We start from the raw sequence: 12,452 nt of genomic DNA, 5'->3' as shown, positions 1-12,452 counted from the left end.
TTAGGCTTGTGCGCGTGCAAACCACCAGCCGAATCCTCGCCGTCCTCCGCGTCAGCCTGCACCTGCTCGTCGCGGTCCTCCTGCTCGTGGGCATGCTGGGCGACTTCACGCCGCTCGCGCTCCTCTTCGCCGCCGTCTACCTGGCGGGCACCGTGGCGCATAACCGCGGCATGGAGTACTCGGCGCGCGCGTCGTGGGCGTGGCTGGCCATCATCACGGGGCTGTGGGTGGCGCTGGCGCTGCGCTCCGAGGCGTACGTGTGGCTGGAGTTCCCGCTGGTCATCCTCGCCGCCATCCTCCTGCCCACCGCCGCGAGCCTGGTCGTGGCCGCCGCGATGCTGGCGCTCACGCTCAGCGTGACGGTGCCCGCCTCCGGGGTGGGCGGGCTGATCGGCCCGACCATCGGCACGGTCGTCGCGGTGGTCACTGTGCAGATCTACAACATGCTTCGCGCCGAGGCGCAGCACTACAAGGCGCTCGCGCTCGAGCTCGAGGTCTCGGAGCGCAACCGCGGCGCGGCGGAGGAGCGCGCCCGCCTCTCGCGCGAGGTGCACGACACGATGGCGCAGGGGTTGAGCTCCATCGTGCTGCTGGGCAGGGCGCTGGACAAGCAGCTTGACGACGACACCGCGCGCGCCACCCTCAGCACCATCCGCGAGGTGGCGGCGGACAACCTCGCGGAGGCGCGCCGGTTCGTGGCCGTGAACGCGGAGGGCGGCGGGGCCGAGCCGTCGCGCCGCACCCTGCCGGAGCAGGTCCGGGCGCTGGCGCAGTCCGCGCAGGACCGGCAGCGCGCCCTCGGCGAGCCGCTGGAGGTGCAGGTCAACGTGGTGGACGTGGTCGGCCCTGCGGCGGAGGTGGTCGAGCGCGTGGTCCGCGAGGGCTTAAGCAACGTGGTGCGCCACGCGCACGCCTCGAAAGCGGTCGTGACGGTGGATAAGCTGGGCGACACCGTTACCGTCGACGTCTTTGATAACGGCCGCGGCATGTCCGGCAAGGAGGGCTTCGGCCTGCGCGGCCTGCGCGCCCGCGTGGAGGAGGCCGGCGGTGAGCTCTCGGTGGAGGGCAACGTGCTCGCGGCAACGCTCCCGGTCCAACGCAAGGAGGCACCATGATCAGGGTCATGCTTATCGACGACCACCCGGTCGTCCGCGCCGGACTCCGCGCCGTCCTCGACTCCTTCGGCGACATCGAGGTCGTCGCCGAGGGCGCCGACGGCACCGCCGAGGTCCCCGACGGCGTGGACGTCATCGTCTCCGACATCCAGATGCCCAACGTGGACGGCATCGAGGTCACCCGGCGCGCCGTCGCCGCGGGCGGCCCGCCCGTGCTCATCCTCACCACCTACGACACGCAGGCCGACGTGGTCGCCGCCGTGGAGGCGGGCGCGCTCGGCTACCTGCTCAAGGACGCGCCCGAGCAGGAGCTTCACGACGCCGTGCTCAAGGCCGCCAGGCGCGAGCGGGTCCTTTCCGCGCAGGTGGCGGGCGTGCTGGCGGAGCGCGTGATGCGCCCGGAGGAGGCGCTGTCGGCCCGCGAGATCGAGATCCTGAAAGCCCTGCAGACCGGCGCCTCCAACAAGCAGATGGCGGCCAGCCTGTTCATCTCGGAGGCGACGGTGAAGACCCACCTCATCCACATCTACTCCAAGCTGGGCGTGGACAACCGGACCGCGGCGGTAGAGAAGGCCCGCGAGCGGCGGATTATTTAGGCGGCGTCCTCGCTGAGCTCGTGGGTCGTGGTGAGCAGCAGCACCGCGGCAAGCGCCAGGCCGGCGCAGATGAGGGTGCCCAGGCCCATGGAGCTCATGTGGTTCGTGCCCAGCGCGACGAGCGGGGGCACCGCGCCGGCGACGAGGAACTGGAAGAAGCCGAGGGCGCCCGAGCCGGCGCCGGCGCCGATGTCTCGGACCTCCTCGATCGCCAAGGCGGAGGCGTTGGCCATGACGAACCCGCCCATGAAGGAGAGGACCGCCAGGAAGGGAAGTGCCCACAGGGAGGGCGTGGTGAAGGCGAAGGTGAGGAGGATGAGGGCGGCGATGGCGTCGATAAGCAATGCCCCGATGAGCAGCGTGCGGGGGTGGTAGCGCTTGAGCATGCGCATGTTCATCGTGTTGGACACCGGGATGAGCAGGGCCATGCCGCCGAAGATGAGCGCGTAGGTGGTGGCGCCCAGGCCGAGCTGCGACTGAAGGACCAGCGGGGACGCGGAGATGTAGGCGAAGAGGGCGCCGAAGCCGAGGCCGCCGGCGAGCATGAAGCCGACGAAGGCGGGGCGGCGCAGGCACTGCCACATGCGGGGGAAAAGGCTGCGCAGGGTGCCGGGGGAGCGGCCCTCGGCGGGCAGGGTTTCCGGCATGCGGAACGCCATGATGGCCTGGACGACGTTGATGGCGGTGAGGACCCAGAAGAGGCCTCGCCAGCCGACGACAGGCAGGAGCGCGCCGCCGAGGACCGGGGCGATCGCGGGGACAAAGCCGGTCAGCGCCATGAGGCCCGACAGGGCGCGGGCGGCCTGGCGGCCCTTGGACACGTCCGCGACCACGGCGCGCGACACCGCCTCGAGCGAGCCGGCGGCCAGGCCCTGCACGAAGCGGGCGGCGACGAGCGGCCAGATGCTTGGCGACACCGCGCACAAGACGGAGGCGGCGAGGAAGACGGACGCCGCGCCGACGATCTGGGGCTTGCGGCCCGTGCCGTCCGAGATCGCGCCGAACAGGAGGTTGCCCACCGCCATGCCCAGCATGAACCCGGTGATGGTCAGCTGCGCCACCGCGGGCGACGCGCCGAGCTCGCTGGCCAGCGACGGCATGCCCGGCAGGTACATATCAATACCGAAGGGGGCGACAGAGGAGAAGAACGCGAGGGCGACAAGCAGCCCGGGTGAAAGTTTTTGCACGCAGGTACCATACCTGTATGAGCACTGAGATGAGCAACGTAGTCGGCGCGTGGCGCTCCATCGAGGTACCGCAGGCGCCCGAGACGCTGGGTGCCGCCGCCTCCGTCGAACTCTCCGACGGCGAGCTGCGCTACGGCGAGCTGGCCCTGCAATTTGCGGGGGCTGCTGGGGGCGCCGAGCCGTTTACCCCGGAGCCGTTCACGCTGCGCTCCGTGACGACCCGTGTCTCCGGGGAGGCGCGCGTCGTGGCCGGCTCGCTGTTCGGCCAGACCTCCCCCCTGCCCACCCCGGACTCGCTGGTCGCGGCGGTGCTCGCGCTCGAGCCCGGCGCGGAGGTTGCCTTCACCTGCGACGAGGCGCTGGAGTACGGTGTCGTCGCCTGCTCGAGCGGCATTGAGTACGACAACACCCCGGTCCCGGCCGGGTCCTGCGGCCGCACGCAGGCGGGCGCGTCCACCCACGCGGTGGCGAACACCTCGCAGGAGCGCGCGTACGCGGTGCTCCTCGGCGGCAACCCGGCGGACCGCGCTGGCGCAGCCCGTCCGTCCGAGTAAGTGCGCGGCACGCTCCCGCCGCCCGGCCCCGCGTGGGGCGGCAGCGTGATGGGCACCTCGCTGATGGCCACGCTCATGGTCACCAGCGGCTACCCGGCCGTGGCCTGGGTGTTCGCGGTGCTCGGCGCGCTGATCTTCCTGGTGCTGCTGGGCGGTTTCCTGGTCTACCGCAGCCCCCGCTTCCGCCAGGACCTCATGGCTCCGTGGGCGATGTGGTTCATCGGCACGATGGCGTTGGGCACCGCGTGGACCAAGCTGACCGGCGCCGAGTGGTGCATCTTGCTCGGGTTTTGGGTGGGCGCGCCGCTGTGCGTGGTGGCCTACGTCAACCAGCTGCGCAGGTTCTCCGGGGTGCCCAACTTTGCGTGGGGGCTGCCGCTGGTCGGGCCCATTATGGCGTCCAATACGGCGGGGACGATCAGCGCGCTGACGGGCAGTCGGTGGTACGCCGTGCTGGGCATTGTCTTCATGGCTATGTCGGTGCTCGCCGCCTACCCGGTCTTTGCCCGCGTGTACGTGGCTGCGCTGCGCGGGGAGGCCGACATCAGCGGTCCGAGCGCGGCGACGACGTGGATTCCGCTTGGTGTGGTGGGGCAGTCGACGTCGGCAATCGCCCTGCTCTTCGGCGCCCGCGCAGAGATCCTCGTGGGCAGCGCGCTGGTGGCGCTGGCGGTGCCGATGATGCTGTTTGCCATGTGGCACTTCTACCCCGCCGTGGCCCGGTGGGTGGACTACTCGCCGGCGTGGTGGGCCTCCACCTTCCCCACGGGCGCGATCGGGGTGGGCGGTTACACGCTCGCGCAGGCGTGGGGCATCGACTGGATGAACGCGGTAGCCACGATGCTCCCCGCGCTGCTGGTGCTGCACTGGGGGTTGTGCGCGGCGCGCTTCGTGTCGTGGCGGTGCGGCCATTAGCGGGTAAGGGTGGCCCGGCCCACGTAAGGTGAAGAGCATGATCATCACAATGCTGTTCACCGTGGAGGGGTCCCAGCCCGAGATCAGCCGGTGTGTCAACGTGGAGCCACACATTGATCTGAGCCGTTTGGCGCAGATTATCGACGCATCACTCGGGTTTTCGGGGGTGGCCGGTCACTTGTTTATTCACCAGGAGGGGGAGCACTCCGCCGACAACGAGGTCTACGCCGAGAACCCGGGCGCCGGGGAGCGGTCCATGACCTCCATGACCGTGGGCGAGATGCCGCCGATGCTGTACGTCTACGACCCGGCCGCCAACTGGAACGTGCACGTCAGGCGGCTCGGCGAGTCGCAGCTGGAGGGGCCCACTCCCCTGCTCATCCACGCGCAGGGGCCGGACGTGGTGGAGACCGCGAACGGGCCGGAGATGATGACGCGCTTCCACGAGGAGGCGCGGAACCTGGCCGCCGGGCTGCCGCCGAACATGGAGGTCACGCCCCTGCTGCTCAGCTACCTGCCGGTGATGACGCCGGAGCGGATGCTGGACCGGCTCAGCGTGGTCGACCCCGTGGCGGTGGCCACCCGCATGGGCTTTGTCAGCGAGGAGCTGGGCACCAACCTGGGTGGGCTCCCCGGTGGGCCGTTCGATGCCGATACGTTCGACCCCGGTTCCTTTGATGACGCCTTCGAGCAGGGGTTCGCGGCGGGCTTCGGGGACGAGCCGGAGGCGACGCCAATGCGCGAGCTGATCCACAAGTTCCTCGACGACCGCCCGGACCTGCAGGAAATCCTGGAGACGGACCCGAACGCGCAGGACAACCCGGTGCTCGTGGAGGCGTTCTCGGAGTTTTTTGATCGCACGATCGCCGAGATGGGCGGCGTCGACGCGGCGATGGAGGCGTTCGGCGTGGAACGCGGTGAGGTCCCCGGCCCGCGGTCCGCGGACATGCACGCCCCGAAGGGATTCTCGCCGGTGCTCGCGCAGTACCTGGAGGTGCTCGGGCCGGAGGCACCGCTCACGGTGCGCGGCAACCTCAAGGTCGCCGTGGTGCGCGAGCTCGTGCGCATGCTGGGGCTGCCGGTCTACCCCACCCAGCCGCGAGAAGACACGTGGGAGGCGGTCCAGCTGGGTCGCGTGCTGCTCGAGGAGCTCGGCCTCGTGGCCCAGGAGGGCTCCAACCTGGTGCGCACCGCGGCCGGCGAGCGGTTTCTCAACAATCCGTCCCTGGCCGGCCACGAGGCGATGATCCACGCGGTGTTCGCCGACTACTTCTCCCCGTTCGTGTGGCGGCAGACCGTCGAGGTGCTGCGCAGCACCGACTCGTCCGGGGCCTCGCCGATGGCGGAGCACACGCTGGACACCCTCATGGTGCTGGGCGGGATCTACGCGATGGGCGACGTCAACGTGATCACGGAGGAGTTGCTCGCGGTGATTGCCCCTGGGGCTCGCTAATCGACGCTCACGCAGCCGCCAGTACCACGTAAAGCCCCAACCCGCCGAGCACGCACATGGCCAGCGTGGTTGCCGCGACGCCCACCGTGTTCGGCGCCGAGCGCTCGTTGGCCAGGTGGATCGCCTCGCGCCGGTACGCGCGGCGCTGCAGCAGCATCGTCACCGCGCCCATCACCGTGAGCAGGACGATGACGGTGAAGATGACGCCCGGGTAGGCGCTGGACCAGCGCAGCAGCACGGATGCGCACACGAGCATGGCCAGGGCGGTGCGCCCCCAGCTCAAGGAGGTGCGCTCGGCCTGCAGCCCGGGGTCGGCGAGCGGGATCGGCCGCGTCTGCTGCCCCATCAGGTCAGACTGACCAGGACGACGACGGCAGCGAGGAAGATGCCCACGCCGAGGACGGGCACGATCGCCGGGGCCGGGAGGGGGCGGCCGTGCCGCAGGGCGCGCTCGAGGCGCGCCCAGCGCACCGCCGCGCCCAGCGAGATCGCCATCGCGATGACCACGATCACGGCGGCGATGATGGAGCGCGTGGCGGGGTCGATCCCCGGCAGGTCGAAGGCCTCGAGCGCGATGCCCCCGGCCAGAAACGCGAGGGCGGTGCGGGTCCAGGCGAGGAAGGTGCGCTCATTAGCAAGCGTGAAGCGGGGGTCCGGCTCGGTGCCGTCCGGGAAGACCCGGCGTGTAAACCAACCGCGCTGCGTGTCCTGACTCATGCCCCCTACCCTAGGCGATGAACGCGGCCAGCTGGTTCGCGCCGAGCGAAAGGTACGGCACGAGGATGACCACGGCGCAGGCGTTGAACAGCCACATCGCGGTGGGCGACTTGTGCAGGGAGGCGGCGGCAGCGCCGATGAGACCGCCGGTGGTGTTGAAGATGAGGTCGTCCATGTCGCTGTAGCCCGCCGCGAGGAGGAATTGCAGGGACTCGACGGTGAGGCTGGCGAGAAAGCAGAAGCAGGTGGTGGCGGCGACGGAGCGTCGATAGGCGAGATAGCCCACGGGGACAAAGAGGGCGAGGTTGCCAAAGAGGTTGAACCAGGGGCCCCACCACACGCGGTAGTGCTGGAAGGAGACGAAGGGGTCGAGGCGGATCTGCTGGATCTGGTGCGCGGCGGCGTCCCACAGGCCGGGGACGGAGATGTAGGCCTTGCCCACCGTGAAGGCGAGCACGAAGGCGGCCGCGACCGTGAGGCTCAGCGTGTACAGGGCGGGCGAGATTTTCACCTGGGCAACACTAGCGCCCCGCATTGCCCTGCTACTGGGGGTTGGCTGCGTGGTTGCTGGGGACCTGGCCGCCCGAGGCCTGCAGATACGCGTGCGCGAACGCAAGCAGCGCCACCGGCAGCGTGACCAGCAAGCCGACGCCGGCAAGCAGCGCGCCCGCGACGTTGAGGAGCGTGAGCAGCACCGCCAGCCCCAGGAGCGGGGCGTAGTTGCGCGAGCCCGCGACGACGCCGGGCCGGGTGGCGTCCCACATGGTCATGCCGCTTGCAGAGTAGTAGATGATCTGCGTCAGCCACGGCGCGAGCACGTTGAGCAGGACGATCGCGCCGCCGCCCAGCCACAGCGCGCCGGACGGGAAGAAGCCGTCCGCCCTGCCGGAGATCGCCACGGCCGTGGACCAGAGCGTGAAGCAGGCGACGAACACGAAGACGACGAGGAGCGCGGTGAGCAGCGTCTCCTTGTACAAGAGGGTGGTCATCTTCCGCAGGCGAGGGGCGCGCTCGCGGGTCTGGCGCAGCGCCGTGACCGTGGCAAAGGGGATCACGAGCGCCGCGACGACCAGCGGCGTGACGTAGTAGCACAGCGCGAGGCTGGCCGCCGTGATGAGCAGCGCGACGGCGGTACATGGGACCCAGAGCCGCCAGTTGGACGTCGCCGCCGCCCACCCCCACGTCAGCGCCGGGCGGATGCGGACCGTGCCCGCGCGTGAATGTTCCTCCTGCATACACCGCACGCTACCAAAGTTCCCAGGGTTTGCACGGGTACGTCCCCTATTAATTTCTGCCGCGGTATGTGCTGTGCTTATCGACGGGAACCGGTCCCCGCGACGCCTCCCGGTACGCGTGGGCGTACGCCAGCAGTGAGAGCGGGATCGTCACCAAAAGGCCCAGGCCAAGAACCGCGGCACCGAGAATGTTGAGGACCGTACACACCAGCGCCAGGGCGAGCAGCGGGAAATAGTTGCGCACGCCGCGCCGGAACCCGCGGCCGATCGCCTGGCCGATCCCGCTGCCGTCCGCCGCAAAGAACGGCATGAGCGCCCACAGCGGCGATACGGCAAGGTAGCACAGCAAACCGATGCCCAGCGTGATGGGACCCATCGGCGTCCCCTCCGGCACGTCCCACGGCAACGTCTGGTGAAGCGCCCAGCGCACGGCGGAGGGCACTGGCCACGAAATCGCGGCGGCGAACAGCCCGACCACCACGGTCTGCGCGAAGTGCAGGGGCTTCGCCTCCCCGATCGAGAACGTGATGCGGTCCGTCTGCCGCAGCGCCGCCGACACGGCAAACGGGACCACCACGACAAACCACACGGCGGGGAAGAGGAACAGCGCAACGATGAAAAGCAGCGGGTTGCCAGCCACGACACTGATGACGAGGAACGCGAACGTCAGCTGCACGCACGTGGCCCAGTTTCCGGTGAACGCGGCCCACGCCCAGGAGAACGCGCGGCCCACTCGGACCCGCCCGGTGCCGGGTTCGGTGGGCCAGGCCTGCGGGTCGAGGTACGTGTTGCTGGCCTGGGCGTACGGGTTTTCGCCGGGGGCTGGTGTGGGGCTCGGGGTGGGATTTTCGGGCTCTTCGGGTTCTGTCGGTTCTGTGGGCTCCTCCGCCACGGGGCGGCCTACGGCCTGGCAGTACGCGTGGGCGAACGCACACACGACGATCGGCACCGCCACCAGCAACCCGACGCCGATGCAGACAACACCTGCGAGCAGGGTGAGCAGGGACAGGGCCTCGAGGGCCATGAGGCGCAGCCAGTTCGCGGCGGCGCGCTTCGTCGCGGCCAGCAGGCCGTACCCGTCAGCGGCGGCGAGGGGCAGGAAGCTGCACAGGGGCGCGAGCACAACAAAGGCCACGAATCCGCCGAGGATGAACCAGGCGGCCGGGTCGGCGTAGAGCGGGGTGGGTGGTCGCTCACCGTACGGGTCCACCAGCGCGGCGAAGGAGGGGGCTGCAATACCCAGCCAGAGGGCGAAGCTCAGGAAGCCGATGAGCTCCACCACCGCCGTCGCGCCGAGTGTCTGGAAGGCGCGGGGGAACTCCAGCTCGGTCAGGCGCAGCCGGGGGTGCTGCGTCTGCTGCAGCGCGACGATGGCAAACAGGGCCGACGCCAGCATGAACACGATCAGGTGGCCATAAAACTGCAGCAGGACCCACAGGACGACCCACGCGAGGAAGGCGACGAGCGTGAGCGGCACCCATATCGCCCAGTTGTTCAGCACGGTGCGGATCGACCACTCGAAGGCGGCGCGGGCGTTGATGGTTTTGGGGTTAGCGGTCATGGGGGTTGGCGGTGGCGTCGATAAGCGGGAAGCCCTCGGTGACCTGGCGGTACCCGTGTGCGTGGGCGAGGAACAGGAGCGGGAAGACGAGCGCGGCGACGCCGCAGGTGAGGTACCTGGAGCCGGGGAACATGGTGAGATCATTCCACACCGCCACGATCATCAAGGCGTAGGGGGCGGCGACCGCGATAAATACCTTGAACCAGTTTCGCACCGACGCGCGTAGGCCCAGTGTGACCGCGGAGCCGAAGCTGGTGCGGCCGTCCGCCGCGGCGAACGGGACGAACGCGACGAAGGCTGTCGCCGCGGTGAAGATGAGTACGCCACCGAGCAAGACGTATGTCGTGCCGGCCTCGTACCAGGGCTGTTCCGGCGTATGCCCGCTCGGGTCGAACCTCCACATCGACGCGCCAAGGAACACGAAGAACAAGGTGATGGCGAAACCGCCGACAAAGAGCCCGAAGAGGAACGCGAGGACCAGGAGTTTGGCAAAGCCGGGCAGGCTCTCATCGAGCTTGAGTCGCCGCACCGTGGTTTGCTGCATCGCGAGCGAAATCAACACCGGCACCGCCAGGAGAGCGAACGTTTGCCAAAACCGCGTTGACAACCCGATGAAGCAGATGAGGCTCAGCGGACCCCAGATGATCAGGTTAGTTACCCAGGCGCGCACCGCCCACGCGTAGGCGGGCAGGAGGCGCAGCCCGCCCGCGGGCTGCATCGGCGGCGGGGGGCTGTGCTCCGCGTACGGACTCTGCCCACCATTCGGGGTGCTCATGCGCCTGAGACTAGCAGCGATTGGGGGAAATGTTTGGGGTCGATACCAATCCGTGACCTCAGCCCTTTGCCGTTAGCGTACAGAGAGCGTGCTTTTCGACGGCACCGGGCCACCCGAGATCTGCCGGTAGGCATGCGCCCAGCTGAGGATGATGACGGGCACCGCGACGATGAGGCCGACGCCCACCACTACCCCGCCGAGGACGAAGATGAGGAACGAGACCACGATGAGCCCCAGCAACGGCAGGTAGTTGCGCTGCGCCGCCTTGAACCCCCTGACGATGCAGCCGCCGAAATCGGCGCCGTTGTCCGCCGCGTACCAGACCTGCAGACAGAAGAACGGCAGGGTGGCCAAGAACAAGAAGAAGGCGACGTAATCAAAGGGGGTCAACTCCGGTTCCACAACCGGGTACCCCGCAGGTAGAGGAGGCGCAGGATTGCCAGTGGCCAGGCGCAGCAGCTCAGCAATGGCGACGATCAGCGCGAGGGCGCCAAGCGACATGATCCCGGTCAGCATATACATGCCGAGCGTCACCCAGAAGGTGGATGTGCCCTGCTCCGATGTCTCGTTCTTGTACACCAGCGTCTGCTTCAGCCCCAAGGAGATGCAGAGCGGGTACAAGGCGGCTATGACTAGCCCCCCGACGAACGGGATCAGGCCAACCAACAAGGCCAACAGCAGCCCGAGCCCGCACGGAATCCAGAACTTCCAGCGGGAGAACGTGGTGTTCACGCCCCAGGTGAGCGCCTCGCCGATATTGAGCTTGCCGGTGCCTTTCATGTGGATCCACCCGTTGCGCTCAGGGGCGTTGATGGGGTGCGCGGTGCGGCCGTCGCCAAAGGTGTCGTCAATAAGCCGCTTGCCGTGGAACTTCATAGCGTTCACGGAATGGGAGAGGACGCTGGGCTGCGGTGCGTTCGCACCGGTCGCGGGGTACTGGTCGTAGCCGTGGAACGCTGGGTTGTTATCGGGGTTGTTATCGGGGCCGTACGGGAGTTCCGGTCTCGTCATAGTTCGGAGCGTAACAAGGTGCGGACCATTGCGCGACCGGAAAATGAGCGTTGTATCACATTGCAATATGAGTGATACATAGCGAACGCCCCACGCAGCCGGTGGGCTGCGCGGGGCGGTGCGGGGTTAAGCGCTTAGAGTTGCGCCGGGAACTCGTCCTCCACCGGGACCGGGCCGCCGGAGATCTGGCGGTACGCGTGCGCCTGCGCGAGGAGCACGACCGGGGTGGCAATGATCATGCCGAGGAACGCAAGGACGTAGCCCACGAAGCTGAGCAGGCCAGCAAGCACAGCCAGCCCCAGCAGCGGCAGGTAGTTTCGCTTGCCGTCGGCAAAGCCCTTGCTAAACGCCTGACCGAAGGAGCCGTTGTTCTCAGAGGCGTACCACACGGTCATCATGAGGAACGGAGATACGAACCATGCGATGAGCATGAGCAGGCCCATGGAGCCGAGGAGCGGGCCGAGCAGGGGAAGCAGCGCCTTGAAGTCCTCCGGGCTCGACGGGTTCTCTGGCAATGCGTTGAGGTCCGCGCTGCTGAAACCGGCAACCATGCCAATGGTGAGGAACACGATCAAGCCGACGGTGACAACTGCGGAAAAGACCGCCAGGACACCCAGGGTCTTCCCGTACGCAGGAGTCTTGATGTCGCCCCACCCAAACGAGCGGGCCAGCGTCTGCTGCAACGCGGCAGAGAAGATCACCGGGTACACAAAGAACGGGACAATGCCGAGTACCCCGGTCGGGACGATCATCGTGAGCCACTGCCACGCACACGCAATGAGGCCGAGGACGATCCAGACCTTCCAGTTGGAGAACGTGGTCTTAAAGGCCCAGGAGAACGCGTCGGTAATGTTCAGCTTGCCGTTGCCCTTGGTGTGCGTCCAGCCGTTGTTGGCCGGGGCATTGATCGGGTGCGGGGTCGCGCCGTCGCCGTAGGTGCCGTCGGTGAGCTCCTGGCCGTGGTAGCGCAGCGCGGTCGCGCCGGCGGCACCAGCCGCGGCGTTCACATCGAACTGTTCGTACCCGTTCGGGCCGAAGCCGCCCTGGCCGTACGGCTCGGAACCGCTGGCGCCGTAGCTGTTGGAGCCGTACTCGCTGGAACCGTAGCCGTTCGCGCCGTAGGCGTCGGCGCCCGCGCTGTTCTGGCCGAAGTCGGACTGACCGGAACCGGTGGTGCCGGCGGAGCCGGCGCTGTCCGGGTTCCACGCGGAGGAGCCAGTGTTCTCCGGATGGCTCCCCGCCGGGTTATCGGGGTACGGCTCGTAGCCGTACGGGGAGTCCCCGCTCGGGCTATTGTCGCCCGGGGTGTTTCCATTGTTCGGTGTAGTCATGC

At 68.5% G+C, this 12,452-nt stretch carries 14 protein-coding genes; 5 read left to right on the top strand and 9 right to left on the bottom strand.

All coding sequences use genetic code 11. From position 1 onward, the window contains the following. The first annotated feature begins 14 nt into the window (after positions 1-14). Positions 15-1,115: a sensor histidine kinase gene (locus tag FPH17_RS09380; RefSeq protein ID WP_154880153.1), complete on the top strand. Its 1,101-nt coding sequence runs from the start codon at positions 15-17 to the stop codon at positions 1,113-1,115. Next, positions 1,112-1,711 carry a response regulator gene (locus tag FPH17_RS09375; protein ID WP_095278383.1) on the top strand — a complete coding sequence of 200 codons (600 nt, stop codon included), beginning with the start codon at positions 1,112-1,114 and terminating at the stop codon, positions 1,709-1,711. Before FPH17_RS09380 ends, FPH17_RS09375 begins: the two co-directional genes overlap by 4 nt. Here the strand turns inward: FPH17_RS09375 and FPH17_RS09370 are convergent. Then, the gene (locus FPH17_RS09370) at positions 1,708-2,898 is read right to left on the bottom strand and encodes a multidrug effflux MFS transporter (RefSeq protein ID WP_154880151.1); all 1,191 of its coding nucleotides are present in this window, start codon (positions 2,896-2,898) and stop codon (positions 1,708-1,710) included. The two genes, FPH17_RS09375 and FPH17_RS09370, sit on opposite strands and share 4 nt — an antisense overlap. Before the next feature lie 17 nt (positions 2,899-2,915). On the opposite strand from FPH17_RS09370, the gene FPH17_RS09365 reads away from it, so the two are divergent. From FPH17_RS09365 to FPH17_RS09355, 3 genes are read left to right on the top strand one after another with little or no spacing between them, the layout of a single operon-like run. Then, complete coding sequence (locus tag FPH17_RS09365) at positions 2,916-3,452, top strand: pirin family protein (RefSeq protein ID WP_154880149.1); 537 nt, start codon at positions 2,916-2,918, stop codon at positions 3,450-3,452. Beyond that, positions 3,453-4,367 (top strand): SLAC1 family transporter, encoded by a 915-nt coding sequence (locus FPH17_RS09360; RefSeq protein ID WP_095547099.1) that lies wholly within the window; start codon positions 3,453-3,455, stop codon positions 4,365-4,367. Between the two features lie 37 nt (positions 4,368-4,404). Continuing rightward, a complete protein-coding gene (locus FPH17_RS09355) occupies positions 4,405-5,820 on the top strand; it encodes an IS1096 element passenger TnpR family protein (RefSeq protein WP_154880147.1) in 1,416 nt (471 codons plus the stop codon). Between the two features lie 7 nt (positions 5,821-5,827). On the opposite strand, the gene FPH17_RS09350 is transcribed toward FPH17_RS09355, so the two are convergent. The 8 genes from FPH17_RS09350 to FPH17_RS09315 form a co-directional block, all read right to left on the bottom strand. After that, positions 5,828-6,166 (bottom strand): DUF202 domain-containing protein, encoded by a 339-nt coding sequence (locus FPH17_RS09350; RefSeq protein ID WP_095555622.1) that lies wholly within the window; start codon positions 6,164-6,166, stop codon positions 5,828-5,830. Continuing rightward, the gene (locus FPH17_RS09345) at positions 6,166-6,537 is read right to left on the bottom strand and encodes a YidH family protein (protein WP_095553798.1); all 372 of its coding nucleotides are present in this window, start codon (positions 6,535-6,537) and stop codon (positions 6,166-6,168) included. Before FPH17_RS09345 ends, FPH17_RS09350 begins: the two co-directional genes overlap by 1 nt. A gap of 10 nt (positions 6,538-6,547) precedes the next feature. After that, positions 6,548-7,048 (bottom strand): VanZ family protein, encoded by a 501-nt coding sequence (locus FPH17_RS09340; RefSeq protein ID WP_165765702.1) that lies wholly within the window; start codon positions 7,046-7,048, stop codon positions 6,548-6,550. Between the two features lie 31 nt (positions 7,049-7,079). Next, entirely contained in the window at positions 7,080-7,772 is a 693-nt protein-coding gene (locus FPH17_RS09335; RefSeq protein WP_154880141.1) for a hypothetical protein, read from the bottom strand. A gap of 49 nt (positions 7,773-7,821) precedes the next feature. Further along, positions 7,822-9,333 (bottom strand): hypothetical protein, encoded by a 1,512-nt coding sequence (locus tag FPH17_RS09330; RefSeq protein WP_154880138.1) that lies wholly within the window; start codon positions 9,331-9,333, stop codon positions 7,822-7,824. After that, positions 9,323-10,108, bottom strand: coding sequence for a hypothetical protein (locus FPH17_RS09325; protein WP_154880136.1), 786 nt, complete (start codon positions 10,106-10,108; stop codon positions 9,323-9,325). Before FPH17_RS09325 ends, FPH17_RS09330 begins: the two co-directional genes overlap by 11 nt. A 72-nt stretch (positions 10,109-10,180) precedes the next feature. Beyond that, on the bottom strand, positions 10,181-11,119 hold the full coding sequence (locus FPH17_RS09320) for a hypothetical protein (RefSeq protein ID WP_154880134.1): 939 nt from the start codon (positions 11,117-11,119) through the stop codon (positions 10,181-10,183). 134 nt (positions 11,120-11,253) lie between these two features. After that, positions 11,254-12,450, bottom strand: a complete 1,197-nt coding sequence (locus FPH17_RS09315; protein WP_154880132.1) for a hypothetical protein — start codon at positions 12,448-12,450, stop codon at positions 11,254-11,256. Positions 12,451-12,452: the final 2 nt, after the last annotated feature.

Source organism: Corynebacterium gottingense, assembly GCF_007559235.1.
In the GTDB taxonomy this organism is placed as follows: domain Bacteria; phylum Actinomycetota; class Actinomycetes; order Mycobacteriales; family Mycobacteriaceae; genus Corynebacterium; species Corynebacterium gottingense.
The sequence above is the reverse complement of the archived record's forward strand: the minus strand, read 5'-3'. Positions and strand labels throughout refer to the sequence as shown.

Coding starts and splice junctions, on each gene's coding strand:
- FPH17_RS09375 (WP_095278383.1), top strand. CDS start 1,112: ATGATCAGGGTCATGCTTATCGACGACCACCCGGTCGTCCGCGCCGGA.
- FPH17_RS09365 (WP_154880149.1), top strand. CDS start 2,916: ATGAGCACTGAGATGAGCAACGTAGTCGGCGCGTGGCGCTCCATCGAG.
- FPH17_RS09355 (WP_154880147.1), top strand. CDS start 4,405: ATGATCATCACAATGCTGTTCACCGTGGAGGGGTCCCAGCCCGAGATC.
- FPH17_RS09350 (WP_095555622.1), bottom strand. CDS start 6,166: ATGGGGCAGCAGACGCGGCCGATCCCGCTCGCCGACCCCGGGCTGCAG.
- FPH17_RS09345 (WP_095553798.1), bottom strand. CDS start 6,537: ATGAGTCAGGACACGCAGCGCGGTTGGTTTACACGCCGGGTCTTCCCG.
- FPH17_RS09335 (WP_154880141.1), bottom strand. CDS start 7,772: ATGCAGGAGGAACATTCACGCGCGGGCACGGTCCGCATCCGCCCGGCG.
- FPH17_RS09330 (WP_154880138.1), bottom strand. CDS start 9,333: ATGACCGCTAACCCCAAAACCATCAACGCCCGCGCCGCCTTCGAGTGG.
- FPH17_RS09325 (WP_154880136.1), bottom strand. CDS start 10,108: ATGAGCACCCCGAATGGTGGGCAGAGTCCGTACGCGGAGCACAGCCCC.
- FPH17_RS09320 (WP_154880134.1), bottom strand. CDS start 11,119: ATGACGAGACCGGAACTCCCGTACGGCCCCGATAACAACCCCGATAAC.
- FPH17_RS09315 (WP_154880132.1), bottom strand. CDS start 12,450: ATGACTACACCGAACAATGGAAACACCCCGGGCGACAATAGCCCGAGC.